18 protein-coding genes are annotated in these 14,420 nt (G+C 58.7%); 10 read left to right on the top strand and 8 right to left on the bottom strand.

The features are described 5' to 3' along the window. Positions 1-5: 5 nt before the first annotated feature. Both ABIB95_RS14835 and ABIB95_RS14830 read left to right on the top strand, forming a co-directional pair. A complete protein-coding gene (locus ABIB95_RS14835) occupies positions 6-290 on the top strand; it encodes an ATP-dependent DNA ligase (protein ID WP_247305587.1) in 285 nt (94 codons plus the stop codon). 270 nt (positions 291-560) lie between these two features. Beyond that, positions 561-764 (top strand): hypothetical protein, encoded by a 204-nt coding sequence (locus ABIB95_RS14830; RefSeq protein ID WP_354116803.1) that lies wholly within the window; start codon positions 561-563, stop codon positions 762-764. A gap of 380 nt (positions 765-1,144) precedes the next feature. Here ABIB95_RS14830 and ABIB95_RS14825 read toward each other — a convergent pair whose 3' ends face one another. Then, on the bottom strand, positions 1,145-2,926 hold the full coding sequence (locus ABIB95_RS14825; protein WP_247305593.1) for an arylsulfatase: 1,782 nt from the start codon (positions 2,924-2,926) through the stop codon (positions 1,145-1,147). 483 nt (positions 2,927-3,409) lie between these two features. Further along, complete coding sequence (locus tag ABIB95_RS14820; RefSeq protein WP_247305595.1) at positions 3,410-4,102, bottom strand: helix-turn-helix domain-containing protein; 693 nt, start codon at positions 4,100-4,102, stop codon at positions 3,410-3,412. 259 nt (positions 4,103-4,361) lie between these two features. On the opposite strand from ABIB95_RS14820, the gene ABIB95_RS47360 reads away from it, so the two are divergent. Both ABIB95_RS47360 and ABIB95_RS14810 read left to right on the top strand, forming a co-directional pair. Next, positions 4,362-4,604, top strand: coding sequence for a DUF6894 family protein (locus ABIB95_RS47360; RefSeq protein ID WP_502917832.1), 243 nt, complete (start codon positions 4,362-4,364; stop codon positions 4,602-4,604). 379 nt (positions 4,605-4,983) lie between these two features. Continuing rightward, positions 4,984-5,160 carry a hypothetical protein gene (locus ABIB95_RS14810; protein ID WP_247305605.1) on the top strand — a complete coding sequence of 59 codons (177 nt, stop codon included), beginning with the start codon at positions 4,984-4,986 and terminating at the stop codon, positions 5,158-5,160. 19 nt (positions 5,161-5,179) lie between these two features. Here ABIB95_RS14810 and ABIB95_RS14805 read toward each other — a convergent pair whose 3' ends face one another. Together ABIB95_RS14805 and ABIB95_RS14800 are read right to left on the bottom strand one after the other, a co-directional pair. Beyond that, complete coding sequence (locus ABIB95_RS14805) at positions 5,180-5,467, bottom strand: hypothetical protein (protein ID WP_354116804.1); 288 nt, start codon at positions 5,465-5,467, stop codon at positions 5,180-5,182. After that, complete coding sequence (locus ABIB95_RS14800; RefSeq protein WP_247310123.1) at positions 5,464-5,934, bottom strand: hypothetical protein; 471 nt, start codon at positions 5,932-5,934, stop codon at positions 5,464-5,466. Before ABIB95_RS14800 ends, ABIB95_RS14805 begins: the two co-directional genes overlap by 4 nt. A 779-nt stretch (positions 5,935-6,713) precedes the next feature. Between ABIB95_RS14800 and ABIB95_RS14795 the strand changes: the two genes are divergently transcribed. From ABIB95_RS14795 to ABIB95_RS14785, 3 genes are all read left to right on the top strand, one after another. Then, on the top strand, positions 6,714-8,276 hold the full coding sequence (locus ABIB95_RS14795) for a winged helix-turn-helix domain-containing protein (protein ID WP_354116805.1): 1,563 nt from the start codon (positions 6,714-6,716) through the stop codon (positions 8,274-8,276). Between the two features lie 422 nt (positions 8,277-8,698). Beyond that, positions 8,699-9,208, top strand: a complete 510-nt coding sequence (locus tag ABIB95_RS14790; protein WP_354116824.1) for a nuclear transport factor 2 family protein — start codon at positions 8,699-8,701, stop codon at positions 9,206-9,208. Between the two features lie 73 nt (positions 9,209-9,281). Further along, entirely contained in the window at positions 9,282-9,713 is a 432-nt protein-coding gene (locus ABIB95_RS14785; RefSeq protein WP_354116823.1) for an MgtC/SapB family protein, read from the top strand. Positions 9,714-9,720: 7 nt separating this feature from the next. Here the strand turns inward: ABIB95_RS14785 and ABIB95_RS14780 are convergent, their stop codons facing one another. Next, positions 9,721-10,032, bottom strand: coding sequence for an ATP-dependent DNA ligase (locus ABIB95_RS14780; protein WP_354116822.1), 312 nt, complete (start codon positions 10,030-10,032; stop codon positions 9,721-9,723). Between the two features lie 127 nt (positions 10,033-10,159). On the opposite strand from ABIB95_RS14780, the gene ABIB95_RS14775 reads away from it, so the two are divergent. Continuing rightward, positions 10,160-10,414 (top strand): PepSY domain-containing protein, encoded by a 255-nt coding sequence (locus ABIB95_RS14775; RefSeq protein WP_039156949.1) that lies wholly within the window; start codon positions 10,160-10,162, stop codon positions 10,412-10,414. A 122-nt stretch (positions 10,415-10,536) separates the two neighbouring features. Next, complete coding sequence (locus ABIB95_RS14770) at positions 10,537-10,734, top strand: hypothetical protein (protein WP_354116820.1); 198 nt, start codon at positions 10,537-10,539, stop codon at positions 10,732-10,734. A 36-nt stretch (positions 10,735-10,770) separates the two neighbouring features. Here ABIB95_RS14770 and ABIB95_RS14765 read toward each other — a convergent pair whose 3' ends face one another. Continuing rightward, on the bottom strand, positions 10,771-11,148 hold the full coding sequence (locus ABIB95_RS14765; protein WP_354116825.1) for an NUDIX hydrolase: 378 nt from the start codon (positions 11,146-11,148) through the stop codon (positions 10,771-10,773). A 645-nt stretch (positions 11,149-11,793) separates the two neighbouring features. Beyond that, positions 11,794-12,678, bottom strand: a complete 885-nt coding sequence (locus tag ABIB95_RS14760; protein WP_247310135.1) for a universal stress protein — start codon at positions 12,676-12,678, stop codon at positions 11,794-11,796. Positions 12,679-13,048: 370 nt separating this feature from the next. Between ABIB95_RS14760 and ABIB95_RS14755 the strand changes: the two genes are divergently transcribed. Further along, positions 13,049-13,213 (top strand): DUF2934 domain-containing protein, encoded by a 165-nt coding sequence (locus ABIB95_RS14755; RefSeq protein ID WP_502916748.1) that lies wholly within the window; start codon positions 13,049-13,051, stop codon positions 13,211-13,213. Between the two features lie 262 nt (positions 13,214-13,475). On the opposite strand, the gene ABIB95_RS14750 is transcribed toward ABIB95_RS14755, so the two are convergent. Next, positions 13,476-13,769: an ATP-dependent DNA ligase gene (locus tag ABIB95_RS14750; protein WP_341850584.1), complete on the bottom strand. Its 294-nt coding sequence runs from the start codon at positions 13,767-13,769 to the stop codon at positions 13,476-13,478. Positions 13,770-14,420 lie beyond the last annotated feature (651 nt).

Here is a 14,420-nt window from a genome sequence, read left to right as displayed (position 1 = left end):
GCCGGATGCAACTACAAGCGGACCTGGCCAAAGGCCGCCAGGACAGGATCCTGTTCTATGCGTTCGTTATCCTCTTCCACAATGGCGAGGATCTTCGGAGTAAGCACCAGATAAAACGAAAGGGTCTTTTAAAAGAGCTGATCGATATGCTCGAACCGCCCGTTCTCTACAGTGAGCACATGGAAGGGGACGGACAGGAGTTGTTCGAGGCGGCCGCGAGGTTGAACTACGAGGGCATCGTATCGAGGCGCGCTGATGCGCCGTACAGGTCTGATCGGAATGAGGCCTGACCAAAATCAAAACCGTTCAGCGCGGCAAATTCCCCGTGATCGGATTTATCAAAGACCCGTCTGGCGTCGCCGCGTTCTACTTGGTGAAAAGAGTAAGCAACTCAAGCTGGGTTGCGCCCTAAAAGGGTTTTCCAAGCCTTAACGTTTGTTGTATTCGACTTGCGGCCGCAAGATGTACTATTCCATCGTCATCGAACGGATCGTGGCTTATATCGGTGATGAGAACGCCTGCTTGCGCTCCCGCTTTCCTCTAATGGAAAGGAGCGCGCCATGCAGAAGCGGCGTCGTTTCAAACAAACCGAAACTTTGGAAGAACGTCTCGCGAAGGAAGCCGAGCGGCTGAGGGCAAAGATCCAGACAATACCACCCGGCCTTCAACGCGATCAACTTCTTCGTAAGGCGAGGCAGGCGGAAACAGCCTCGCACATCAATGACTGGCTTACGTCCTTTGGCTTACAGTCACCAACAAAATGAAGCAGTCTCCGCTGATCATTCATGCCGCACAGGTCTTGCGCCGGGCGCGTAAACTCCCGGTCGGTCCTGCGCGGGATGATCTGCGGCAGTTGGCACAAGGCCTTTTGAGATTGCACAAAACGGGTGTGCGCGCCGACGTCCAGGTCATCGAGGCGAAGTCCCGTCCGACATTGCACTAGGAACGGTGGGCATTGCTACGGGTTCTACTTTTATGAGCGAACCTATCCCTTGGCTGATTGAGGACTCCATTCAGATCGCCTGGGATTGAAGTCGCAGTCTCTATTCCCGTCTCGGCATACCCAGAATTAATCGAAAGGCCGCAGACATCTCTGCGGCCTTTCGTGGTGCGAACTTCAGCGTCAGGCCGGTTGCAGGGTGGCTTACTGACCTGGGCGATTCTTAATCATCTCTTGGACTTTCCTCTTCACGGCCTCGAGGTTGAAGGAAGCCGGGTCCTGCATCGGCGGGTATTCGATTGCGGTGAGCGCCAACTTCTCGACATACTGCTGAACCGAGACGAAGCGCCAGAACTCACGGGCGAAGAAATCATTGGTATAGCCGCCAGCGCCCGTGTTGAACGACTCGCCGCGAATACTCGGCGTGCGCTCAAACGGATCCTGGCGAATGTTGACCATTGTGGGCATGTCCGTGGTGACCTTTTCGCCCGGCCAGCCCCAAGGTTGCGCAAAGAATGTGAACTTGAAGTTGTCGATGCGAACCGCGCCCAGATTCGCGCCGCCGAAGTAGAACACCTCCTGGCGCTTGGATGGGCCTCGGCCGGTGAGGAGGTCCATCTGGTTGTAACCGTCGAGGTGGTTCTTGTAGGTCCGGTCGCCGAGTTTCACGCCCTTCAGCAGTTGATCGGTGATGTTCGGGTTGCCTGCAGCAGCCATCAGGGTCGGAAACCAATCGAGGCCGGAGAAGATTCCGTTCTCGACGATGCCCGGCTTGATCTGGCCCGGCCAGCGGATGATGCACGGCACGCGGAAGCCGCCCTCGCCGACGGTCCCCTTGGTGTTCTTGAACGGGGTCATGCCGCCATCCGGCCAGGTGAACACCTCCGCGCCGTTGTCCGTCGTGAAGATCACGATGGTGTTGTTGGTCTCACCGATGTCGTCGAGGTGCTTCAGCAGGGCACCAATGCTGTCATCCATCTGCGTCATACCGGCTTCCTCGAGACCGTAATTCGTCTCGCTGTTCTGCATCGCGCCGTACTTCTTCGAGAGGAACGTCCAGACGTGCATGCGCGTGGTATTGTGCCAGACGAAGAACGGTTTGCCGTCCCGCTTGGCCTTGTCCATGAAGTCACTGGAAGACTTAACCAACACTTCGTCGAAGGTCGTCATGTCGTACTTCGCCTTCAGGAAGGGCAAATCGTGCATGTTAGGCACGTTCGACATATCCGGGAACGGCGGCAACGGGCCTTCATCGATGATCCTTTGCTTGCCGATTTTGCCCCAGCGCGGCATCTCGGTCGGATCGTCGGTCTCGGTCGCATAGCTATGGATCAGGCTGCGCGGGCCGTTCTTGTTGTAATAATCCTGGTTGGCGGGGAACGAGTACCAGTACGGATCGGACATCGCGTCTAGGTGGTACAGATATCCGAAGAACTCATCGAAGCCGTGCACGGTCGGGAGATATTTGTTCAGGTCGCCGAGGTGGTTCTTGCCGAACTGCCCGGTGGCATAGCCCTGTGCTTTCAGGGCGGTGGCGAGCGTCGCAGCCTCAGCCGGGATCCCCACATCGGCACCTGCTTGGCCTACGGTCGTCAGTCCGGTGCGGATCGGCAACTCGCCGGTGATGAAGTTCGCCCGACCTGCCGTGCAACTTGCTTCGGCGTAATAATCCGTGAACATCATGCCTTCAGATGCCAGCTTGTCGAGGTTCGGCGTCTTGCCTGACATGATCCCGCGATGGTAGGCGCCGATGTTGAACCAACCAACGTCATCTCCCATGATGACAACGATGTTTGGACGCTTTCCGTCAGCTGCGAGGGCTCCCGGTTGCTGCTGCGCTTGCGCCGGGCTTGTGAGCCCAACAGCCGAAAGCGCCGAAGCGGCGACGAGAGCAGTACCGCTCAATAACAAATCGCGACGTTTCAATCCTGCGCTGGTCGGCTCGGCGCTGATCTTAGAGTTTTTAGGAATGTCATCGTTGCTCATGACGAGATCGTCTCCTTTAACAGATGCTGAGGCGCACAGAATCGGAGTCGCGCACACTTCAAGGTTGATCTAGATCAAAGGACGTCCGAGTCGGGCCAATTGCGGACACGCAGTTAACGCGATGACCGCGGTTCTAGCGTTCGACTGCGCCGGAAAGAGCAAGCAGTTAGGTGCGGGCCTTAGGCCCAGGCGGGCGGCTTTAATTCATCTTCTCACGGAGTTTTCTTATTATCTCGCGCAGGTCGTTAGCGTACTCCTCAATGATCCGGCGAGCGTCCTCCAAGCGCGTTGGCTTGGGCTCGGGCTTATCGGATTGGGAGGGCTTGTTCATGGCACAGCCTTGAACCTAGCTCGCCGGCAACCCCATTGAGCTATATCAAAGGACTAATCGCTTTAGCTCTCTCAATAGGCGGTCGCGGTCATCGATGTGGAGGGATTGTGTATCCCTCATCGCCGCCGAACGGCCCCTCGCGCCTTTTGGTATCAGGGTTGTGCCGGACCGTGCGGATCGAATTCGGCAAGCCGTCGCCTGTCGTTTAAGATGATCTCTCGCTGGGAGTGGTCGAGGAACGTAAGGACGCCCGCTTTACGCAAATGAGATAGCGCGCGAGAAACCGTCTCGAGTGTCAAGCCGAGATAATCCGCAATGTCGCGGCGACTCATGGGGAGGGACATCTTGTCCGCTCCGGTCCGGCAATCCATCTCAAGCAAGAAGGCGGCGACCCTTTCTACCGCGGTCTTGCGGCCCAGGAGCAGCATATGGTTTTCGGCGTGCTCTAGGTTGCGGGTGGTCAAACTAAGCAGGTTGTGCGAGACAACAACGTCTCTTGTGGCCATCACTTGAAGGCTCTCTCGCTTAATCAGGCGCACGATGGTTTCGACGACCGCCTCGGCGGTAAAACGATGCTTGTCGCTGTTTTCGAGCCCGAAAATATCGCCCGCTAAATGAAAGGCGCCGATTTGGCGCCGACCGTCTAAAAGCAACTTATAACTTCGCACCGCACCAAGCTTGACTTGGTAGACATACATAGCGGGCTCTTCTTCGCCGAAGATTTCGGTGCCTTTCCCGTATGTGAACTCATTCAGGCTGACAAATGGGTCAGATGCACCCGATAAGCCAAATTCATCGAGCGTATTGGGCCGAGGTCGTTGATCCGTTGTGATACGCACATACATGGGTCAGTTCCTCTTCCGTATCAAATTTCTTGAAAAATCCTCTCGTGCCTGCGGGTCGTTCGACCGACCAACGGTCATTGTACTAAGGGACAATGTTAGGTTGCGAGCGCCACCGCTGCGCGAAGCTCGATTAGTCCGAACACGCTCAATGACGTTCGGCCGACGTTTAGCCTAGGGCGCCGGCCCACTTCGTTGCGCCTAGTTTGATTTGGCCGGTTTTGCGAACTGAACAATTTAAGGTCGGCGTCGTTCTGATCTGATGAGACGGTACTATTTTGACATCATAGAGGGGAACGAGATTTTCCCGGATGAGGAAGGTCTGGAACTCTCAACTATAGAGAAGGTGAGAGAAGAGGCGGCGCGCTCGCTTGCCGAAATGGCCCGAGATGCCATCCGCACCTTGGGGGGCGATAGCCAACAGCTGTCGATTGATGTCCGGGACGATATCGGTTCGGTGCTCCACCTCAAATTCACGTTCGCGCTCGAACGGCGCAGGCATTGAGGCCTTTGCGGCCTGTTCGAATTCCGCCGAGGCAAAAAAAGATCGTTCCAGTTTCGGAACTGTTCTTACCTTTCCCAGTTTTGGAGTCATCCTCAACTGCTCAAGGGGGCGCGCCATGGGAAAGCGCCGCAGAGTAAAGCAAACGCGCTCCCTCGAAGAGCGAATGGCCGAACTAGCCACCAAGCTCAAAGAACAAGCTGCAAAGCTCCCGGCTGGTACAGATCGCGAGGGCCTACTTAGGAAGGCACGCTTAGCAGAGACTGGCGCGCATCTGAGCGATTGGCTGACCTCTCCAGGCCTTCAGCCACCGAAGTAAGAGCAGATTGACACTGCCTGTTCCGAGGATGAAACTGCCAGAACAAGCAGCAGGCATCGGTCGATGAAGGACTATCAGGCTCAGGCGGAAAAGCTTCGCAAAGAAGCGGCGGAATGCACTCTGATCCGCGATCTTGCGACTGACAAATCCAAGCGCGAGCTTTTTGATCGGCTCGCTAATCATCTCACGCTTCTGGCGGACCAAGTTGAAATGGCGATGCTAGAACGGAAGACGGGGTAAGACCGCCTCAGTTCGCGGCCTATTCAGCAGTACCTTCCTGTTTGAGAGTCAGCTGTTCTTCACCGGGCGGCGTCAGCTTCACGTAGGTGCCGCTTTCATGCTTCGATAACCAGCCGCGCTGAATCGCAAATTTCAGCCCGGCGCCGAACTCGCTGCCACTGCCCTTCAGCTTGAACAAGAAGGGCGCGTTGATCCTCTCGATATAGATTCGGCCGTCCTGTACGGCCTCGACGCTGGCTGCGAGCTCGACGAGCTTGCGAGCGGCCGCCTCCGGATCTGCATAGGGTCGTTCTTCGGTGTGCTTCATAGGCGTGTCCCATTGGCCGCCTGCGCGGCGGTGATATGTGCGCGGTGCTGGTAGCTCTCCGCCGGTCTCCAGCTGTCGAATGTGGTCCCGCAGACGCAGCGCATAAGCGTGCTCCGGATCTCGCTGTCGAGCTTCTCGCTCCGCGCCCGCTTGGCCGCCATCGCGGCGCGCCAGTCGCGGTCTTGGCGCCATTCGGCGAAGGCATTGTGGGTGATGTTCGGCTTTAGATCCGACCAAGCGGTCTCGAAAGCCTCGCGCGCGGCTTCGAAGGTAGCGGCTATGCCACTCCGCCATGTGCTTGGCTCCATGCCGGGATAGAAGCCGACCGACCAACCCCATTTATCGGCGTGCACAGGCACGCCGGTGCGCACGCCGATCGCGCCGATGCGGACGTCGGTAAAGTAGATATGCCAGGTCTCCTCATGCGGATTGTCGGCGCGGCGGCGGGTGAGGGCGGTGTTGATCATGGCGACAGGATAGGGGCTAGCCGAGCCTTGAGCCAGTCGCTGGGGCTTGCGCGTGGTCTTGGGCCGAGCCCAATAGGTTGGTCAATAGGCTGCCCAGAAGCCGCCGTACCGATGCGCAGCGGTTCTGGTCGTTTTGAACCCCTCGCTACCGCTTTCTTCGCTAGGCATTTTCAATTGGTCCATTTTCGGGGAATGAATCTTTGCGCAATTATTGCGAGTTGGCCCAAGCCATTCGTGCAGCTTCAACCCTCATTGTGGCCTTCTTGTCGTTCGTCATCCGCGAACGCATGTTCATCAAAGGAGATTGGAATAACAAGAAAAATTATTGCTACTAGCCTTCATCACGTAAATTTTTTCATGACCTCAAGCCCTGCAGCGAAGCCGGGCTTTTCTTTTGGTCCGGCGCAAGGATAGGTCGTCTGCCATCCCGTATGATTCCGCGAGCGGCGAAAGCGATCAGCCAACGATTTCCGCAATCTCGATTGGCGCCTTCGCCGCGCAAAGGGCGCGACCAGTGCGCTATGGGTCACACCCGGAAGAACTCGGCCTGAGCATATCAAGTCTGCTTCACCCCCAAGGAGCGGACATCTAGCGGACATGCTGGGTCGACCGCTAAGGGCCACAAGCGGGAGGAGAGGGAATAAGGAACGCCAGTCCGGCCGCGGATTTAAGGACGAAGGCGTTGGTCGCTAGTGGCGCGCTAACAGCTCGCTTACATTTTCCTCACTGGCAGCTTATTGTTATGGTTTCCGAGGGTGGCCCCGGAGAGGGAATGCAGCTTGCGGTTTCTTTTTGAGGATTACGCATTGGATACCGACAGGCGCGAACTGCAGCGCGCAACAGACGTGGTTGTTGTCGCACCCCAAGTGTTCGATCTGCTCGAATACCTGATCCGAAACAGAGAGCGCGTCGTCAGCAAGGACGACCTCATCAACGCCATCTGGAAAGGTCGCATCGTCTCGGATGCTGCGCTGACGACTCGCCTCAATGCCGCCCGGAGCGCAATCGGGGACACGGGCGATAAACAGCAGTTAATCAAAACATTGCCGCGCAAAGGTTTCCGCTTCGTTGGTGCAGTGCAGGAAGCCCGGAGGCCCGCAAATGAGACGGTTGGCCCGGTCGAGCGAACAGGCGACACGCCGCCGCGCCTATCCATCGTCGTGCTACCCTTCGCGAACCTGAGCGGAGATCGTGAGCAGGACTATTTCGTGGATGGTGTAACCGAGAGCTTGACCACGGACTTGTCGCGCATCAGTGGTTCATTTGTAATCGCACGGAACAGCGCCGTCTCATACAAGGGTAGAGCAGTCGATGTACGGCAGGTCGGCCGCGAATTAAACGTTCGCTACGTGCTCGAAGGCTCAGTGCAACGCAGCGGCAATCGGCTTCGGATGAACGTGCAGTTGATCGATGCCCAGAGCGGTCAGCATCTTTGGGCCGAGCGCTTCGAGAAGCCTGTCGGCGATCTGTTCGATATGCAGGACGAAATCGTGTCGAGGCTCGCCGGTACATTAGGTGCCCAGCTCATCGAGGCTGAGGCGCGACGAGCCGAGCGTACGCTGCATCCCGATGCGATGGACTTGTGCTTCCAGGGCCGGGCCTGGTTGATGAAGGGGATTAGCCTTGAATGCGTGACGCAAGCGCGGGGCTTCTTCGAGCGCTCGCTGGAGTTCGATCCCGGCAACGTCGAAGCAATGATTGGTCTGGCAAATGTTGATACGGTAGTTGGAGGTAGCTTTACGACGGATGATGGGCCCGCGCGGCTTGCGGCGGCCGAGGCGATGGTGAACAAGGTATTGTCGATTAGGCCGAACAGTGCCTCAGCCCACATGGCTCGGGGGTGGGTCCAGACCTTTACGAACCGGGCCGCCCAAGGCATCCGTGAGTTCGAACTTGCGTTGGCGCTGGCTCCGAATTTGGTCCACGCTCATGCTGCCCTTGGTTTCGCAAAATCCTACATAGGTCGCGCTGCCGAGACCGAAGGCCATATACTCGAAGCTTTACGGCTCTCTCCTCGCGACGTTTTCGCCTACCAGTGGGCGTGTTTTGCGGGCGTGGCCAAGCTGCTGCTTGGTTCAGACGTCGAAGGCGTCAGTTGGCTGCGACGAAGCACCGAGGCGAACCGTAACTTTCATCTCGCTCATATATCGCTCGCCGCTGCCTTGGCCTTGACCGGCGCGCTCGATGAGGCGCGAACTGCTGCGAGAACGGGACTTGCGCTCAACTCAGGTTTCACCATTCGTCGCTTGCTCGCAGCTCAACAAAGCGACAATCCAATTTACCTTGCCGGGCTGCAGCGCTTGTGTGAAGGCTGGCGCCTCGCTGGCGTGCCGGAAGGGTGACGAGCGCTCGGGTCAGAAGTCGACTTCAGCGCGTTCCTGACCTACGTCGGCTTTGGGTCACAAGCGGCTGTCCAGCTGGTGTCAGACCAAAGCCGACAATACGGCGATTGAGACAGATGATAGCTAAGGGCCAAGGCCGAATTACACTGTGACCAACGCAGGGATTTCCGACCGTGTGCCGCGTCTCCCATTTGTCAGCGCCGTTGACGGTAATTGCCCGGAATTGCTGTTCCGCGAACTATTGGGTGGAGTCCTTCCAACCAATCATGATGAATGTGCCTTCGCAGAACTGGTCATGGTGGTTGAAGTTCGGCGCATGTGTGACCGGCTGCATTAGCGGTGTCGTGGCGCGCGATGTGGACTCCCGAGGTGAATGGCGACGTTGAAGTTAGCGCCGCCTGCACCTCCTTCCTAATGAACCAATGGCCGGCTACAGCGCGACCGGCGACGGTGTCGTCATGCTGGCGGGAGCGCGGCCGCGGATGGCATTTGATCCAATGGCGGCAGCAGTTGATTGGCTCGACGCTTACCGAGCTGGCGATGTCGAAGCGATCGTGCAGATGTACGCCGATGGCGCTGTGACCGAATGCGCTTGCGACGGCGTGACCATCGTAGGCCGCGAGAGCTTACGCTCCTACTGGAAGCGCCGCTTGAAGGAATACCCAGCGTCGGGGCTTGATGATCTACAACCTAGCGAAGACGGCGCGACGATCTTCTATGTGGCTCGCGATGGCATCGTCAGCGCAACCCTTGAATTTGATGACCGCGGGCGCATCGCCGTCCTCCGTTGCGGGCCCATGAAGCAGGACCGCCTCAGTCGGCCGCCTCTTTTAGGGCGTGTTCTCATAAATCCGCGATGTCCGCCTATTCGCCAACAGCGGCACAGATTCCGCAATGCACATCTGGCCGAAGCTACCGGATGCTTGCGATGAAACCTTACGCCTCATTGCCGAGGTGCCCATTTCCTTGGTCCAATGGCTCCTGACTTTCATTTAGGGACTTGCCTTGAACAGTTTCCAGATAGGCGTTCATTTCGTGACGCTGGCGGCGGCGTTCGCGCTCGCCGTGCCGATTGGGTGGGACCGCGAAAAGCGGGCGCGCAGTGCGGGGCTCCGTACTTTTCCGCTGGTCGCGCTGGCCAGTTGCGGCTTCATCCAGGCCAGCGAACATCTCTTGGCGTCCTCGCCCGACGGGATGGCAAAGGTCATCGAAGGCCTAATCACCGGCATTGGCTTCATCGGCATCGGCGGCGGCGCGATCCTTAAGCAGGGCAATATGGTACAGGGTACCGCGACCGCCGCGAGCCTGTGGGCAACCGGCGCGATCGGAGTCTCGGTCTGGCTCGGCAGCTACGATGTCGCGGTGACGATCGCGCTGTTCACCTTCCTGACGCTCCGGTTGTTAACTCTCGTCAAGGAAGAGGACGACCTTCAGTGACATATTTCTAAAACTGCCTGGACATCGCCGCATGTGTTCGGTTCTTCACCTTGATCCATTCTTTTGTGCGGCCGGCGATGTAGCGGCGATCGCGGCGTTTCGAAACCAATCCTTCAAGGCCCATTGCACAGGCAGCCTTAAAGAGGTCCGGCCCGACCTCTCCGCCCGCAAACGGTGCAACAAAGATGCCGTCCGGCCGGACGCGTAACAGGCGCGCTAGGTTGGTCTTGCGCATAGTCAACGGCAGCTGGCGCAGATCCTCGCCGCCAAGCGCCATAAGAAGGGGCCGCGTTGCCGGTTTTGACCCGAAGCCGACCATCTTGTCCCCAGGGGCCCAAAACGGAACGTCCATTCGTTTGCGTCGATCTGACACCAAGTCCGCGGGCGCGACAGAGGAACATCAATTCAGCGCGCCCGTTGAAGCCTTTCATCGAGAGGAGGCCAAAATGAAGCTTGCCACAATTCTGGTTCTCGGTTCCCTCGCCATTGGCTCAGCAGCGAGAGCAGACCAACCCGGACCTGACTGGATGCCGATGGAGCAAGTGAAGGCCAAGGTCATGGAGTCGGGCTATTCGCAGGTCACTAAGCTTGAAGCCGACGACGGCCAATGGGAGGGCGAAGGCATCAAGAACGGACAGAAGATGGAATTTCATGCCGACCCTAAGACCGGCGTGATCGTGCGCGAAAAGCCAGACCACTAGCTTTGAGAAGATGCAAGGTGGGTGGCCAGTTGTGCTTCGCATTCTGAGCCTCCCCCTAGGGGCATTACAGTCATTGACGCATCAGCATCTGGCCCGAAACGACAATCGGGATCGCACTGAAAATGCGCAACAAGGATGTCACCAAGGCCGCCGCGCTCTACATGCTCAAGAATGGTCTTGCGAGCTATAAGGAAGTCGCCGAGCTTTCCGGTCGATCACGGCAACTCATTCGCATTTGGGGCGGGAAGGTTGGTGCACCGGGAGCCCGAAAACGATATCTGAAGAAGGTCTGGACCCGCGCTAAACGGTTGCGCGGTTGACCGCTGGGTTCGAGGCCGCAGTTGCGAGCGCGTGATCTACTTCGGAAACAACTTGTCCCGGATGTAGCGCGACGTGGGCGTGAGTCTGATGCCGCGCGGCTTGCGCCAAGCCGCTTTGTCGATCTCGTTCTTATCGCCAATCCTCAGGGGACCGGACGCCTTCTTGGCCACAAAGATCGCGTCGCTCATCTGTCGTCCGGATTGACGGTTTTTTCCCTTTACCTCTTTCCAGAGCTTCACTGGCCCAAGTTTTAGCCGCGGCAGTTCCTCGTTGATCTCGCGGCGAAGACACTTCCTCTCACTTTCACCCGCACGCTTACGGCCGCCCGGGAACGCCCAGCGCTTATCGCGCCGTCGTCGGACCAGAAGTACTCGCCCATTCTTCGCGGCGACAAGTTTCGAGGATTTAGCCATCTTCCTGCGAATCGATTTCACAATCCGGCATCAGTTTACAGCGGGGTTCGCGCCGCAGTGAAGAGCATCGTTCCCCTATGATTACGGAGCAATCGGTTTACGTCCAAGTCGCTGGTTCGCGCTGGGCCAGACGACTGGTCGCTGTGCGTATCGGGCGGGTGAGCGCCGAGGCGGCTCGCCCCTATCGGGATCATCATCGTGTGGACCCGCCAATGAAGTCGCCAGCGACCGTTCGGCGCTACTGCGATCAATCCCGGGCGGAGAATATCCACCGGCGCAAGGCTTGAGCCGGTGGGGCGTGGCGGTCCCGGTGTCTCAGCTCCTCCCAGCCCGGCGCTTGGGGCCGCTTTAGGGCGTGCACTCATAAATCCGCGATGCCCGCTTATTTCCCAACCGCGGCGGAGAAGAGGACATTGCACGAGGTCCGTTAAGGGCCCACAAACCGACATCCAATCAAATCGACCCGAGCACGATCTGCCATAAGTGCCGAATTCGGGAGACCCAATTGCGGGGAGGAGGGTGGTGCGTTTGGCAGCGTCGGTGCTTAATCGCACGGTCCCCCCAACCCGCCTTCGGCGAGCGAGCAAGCCCGCCATAGCGTTGGCGTTGGCGGCAACCTGAGCTGGGATTGCGCTCTGACGAGGGCTAATGCGCTAAGAGAACGGGGCGTACCGAAGCGTTCTTAAGGATATGGCGCGTGGCCCCGCCCAGAAACATCTCGCGTAGGCGGCTATGGGAATAGGCGCCCATGATCAGCAGGCCGGCTTCATGCTCTGCCCCCACCGCGAGCAGCGTATCACCCACCGAGCGCAATTCCGGTGCAACCACCTGCGCGGTCGCATCGATGCCATGACAGCGCAAATAGGCAAGCACCTCCGCCTGCGAGGCTTGACGATTGCTGCCGTCCCGGTCAACGCTTATGACCCGCACTGATTTGGCAAGTTGCATGAACGGTATGGCAGCCGAGACCGCGTGCCAGCATTCCGGGCTCTCGTCCCAGGCGATCATCACGCTGTCGGTCAGATCACTCTGCGGGCGAGCCGGCGCCAACAGCACGGGGCGACGGGTCCGCAGCAGCGATTGCTCGGCAATGGCCATGAGCGATTCCATCACGCTGGCGCTTGCGGCGACCATTAGGTCGAAGGCAGCGGCCCGTTGCACCGCGATTTCCACATACGATCCCTCGGCTTCGCGCCAGGATGCTGCGAGCGGGCGGCCTGGCTCGTCGCTCGCCGATAGCATCGGGATGCCGACTACCGCGCAGGCCCGCGCGAAAACCTCACGCGCATCCCGCGCAGTTCGCTCCCGTTCCTCGGCGTGCCAATTTACCGGGACGGTCGCCGTTCGTCGTCCCATTTCGGTGGCCATTAGGTCGGTGGCCATTAGGTCGCGCGTGACTGGCGGCGGCTCACTGATGAACAGTGCCTGGACGTGAGCCACCAGCGCCTTGGCGGCAGACAGGGCCGTTTCAATTTGACCGGTGAGACCGGCTGAGCCGGGAAGTGGAACCAAGATTCGCTTGATACTCATGAAGAGCCTCCTGCGATGCCGCGGTTTGCGACGACAGACGGCATATGTGTGTTGAGTGTGTGTTGAGCCGAAAGCGAAATCGCGATACCGCCTAATTCATAAACTCCCGGAATCACCCCAAGGTTCCGGAGACCCGCAGGTGTGCCGGTTGCCGACTTTGGTCGTCGATGTCCGGTGTGGTCAGAAGCCGACTTCGGGCCAACGGCCGGGATACGGCTGCTATGGGCCTTGGCGGATGATGCGGCCGAGAAGGCGCGTGGCGAAGGAACGACTCTCCGAAGCCCGAATTGGCTCTTTGAGATAAATTGGCCCGGCGGTCCTGCCCTTTGTGCCTCCTGCCCAAGGCAGGACCTGCGCTCTGGGAGATTTCATGATGGCCCACCCAACCGAGGAGCAGATACGGAAGCGCGCGTTCGAGCTGTGGGAGCAGGCGGGCAAACCGGAAGGACGCGAAGACGAGTTCTGGGACCAAGCGCAGAGGGAATTACAGGGCGCAGAAGAGCGTGGTGACCCCAACAAAGGGGCCGACATTTAATAATAATTCCGTTGTCGCCCTACGCTGGCACCGCACCAGTCTTAGTGCGCCGCGCCCTCGGCGTTAGCCGAGCGGGAGCATGCTCCGACCGTGCGCTGAGGTGGGTTACTCGAACGTGCATGCGTCGCATTTGTTAGCGGCCACCCGTCTCGCGCAAATGTCCGAGTTGGGTCAAAAGGCGAAATTGCCGGACTTCTTTGCATAGGTCCGCTTTATCTCGAGAAGCGGCAATATGAGTGCACGCCCTAATCCCGTATTCGTGTCAAAACTCTCTGGACATAGCGGGGTGTGTTCGGTTCTTCATTTTGATCCATTCCTTTGTGCGGCCGGCGACGTAGCGGCGATTCCGCCGTTTCGAGACTAATCCCTCAAGGCCCATGCCGCAGGCTGCTTTGAAGAGGTCCGGCCCAATTTCTCCGCCCTCAAACGGTGCGACGAAGATGCCATCGGGGCGGCCGCGTAGCAGGCGCGCCAGGTTGGTCTTGCGCATCGTCAACGGCAGCTGACGTAAGTCTTCGCCGCCGAGCGCCAGAATGTCGAACGCATAGAGCTGCACCTCGGCGCGAGTGCAGGGCGTTGAAGTCTGAGACGCCGTCGACGCCGAGCACTACGGCTTCACCGTCGACGACAAATTGCTCCTCGCGGTTCTTCAACGCTGCCTGGAGGATCCAAGGGAAGCGGTCGGTCCAGTTGTGACCATTCTTGGTGAGCAGCCGAACGTCGCGGCCTCGCCGTTCTACGCGCAGGCGTTAGCCGTCGTATTTGATTTCGTGGATCCAGTCGGGCCCGGCCGGCACCACCTTAGCGGCGGTCGGCAGGCAGAATTCGAACTCTTTCGACATAGGCGACAGATAGGCGCGGCTTCCTAGATTGCGAATCCGGAACCGCCCTAAATCGATTTCGGCTTGACTGGTAGCGTCAGGTGTAAAAATACTCGCGCAGCGTGCTGTTCGCCGGGAGGCGCCGGATGGACTGGATCGCTTATACGGTCATCGGGCTGCTGCTGCTCTTTGTGGCAGGTAAGTTGTTTTGGAAATGGCTCAACCGAGGGATCTGGCGGAGTTAACGTTCCGAAACGACGTCAGTGCCGCCATCCGTTCTTGTCGACCTCGACCCGAAAGCCTTCCGGTATCCGCGGCACTTCACCTTCGCCAGCAGTCTTGCAGGCGGGGCAGGGTGTGCCAGCGCCGCCACAGGTGCAGGCGCG

Source organism: Bradyrhizobium sp. LA2.1 (assembly GCF_040547725.1).
Taxonomy (GTDB): Bacteria; Pseudomonadota; Alphaproteobacteria; order Rhizobiales; family Xanthobacteraceae; genus Bradyrhizobium; species Bradyrhizobium barranii.
This window is presented reverse-complemented; position numbering and strand designations above follow the sequence as displayed.